General features: G+C 65.9%; 1 protein-coding gene. It reads right to left on the minus strand.

The features are described 5' to 3' along the window. On the minus strand, positions 1-329 hold a 329-nt coding region (locus AX708_RS03120), incomplete at its 3' end, for a relaxase domain-containing protein (RefSeq protein ID WP_156443379.1). Between the last annotated feature and the right edge of the window lie 35 nt (positions 330-364).

A 364-nucleotide genomic window follows, 5' to 3' on the forward strand; every position in this document is an offset into this window, starting at 1 on the left:
CCATTGGGCAGCTCACCATTCAGGATCTTCTCGAAGGCATCCTTGGTGACCTCGCCGCTGAGACCAAGCATCTCAGCGCCCTTCCCTGCCCATCCGGTCTCAGGGTTGTCGTTCGCTGCTCCGCGTACTGCGTCCCCGGTGCCGACGCCGGCTTCACCGCCTTTGTCAGCACCCCCACCGCCCAGCCCTTCTCCGCCTCCGCCGGGGCCGCCATCACCGCCCCCCGCGCCGCCGCCTTCGCCGAGGTAATAGTCAGCCGGGTGCTTGTCGTCCTTGGCGAAGTATTCGGCGGCTCCAGAGGCGGATTTGACCGATGCGACCGAGAGCATGATCAGTCTCCCAACCCGAAGTCGTCGTCGATCGC

It is taken from the genome of Erythrobacter sp. CCH5-A1 (assembly GCF_001557115.1).
Classification (GTDB): Bacteria; Pseudomonadota; Alphaproteobacteria; order Sphingomonadales; family Sphingomonadaceae; genus Erythrobacter.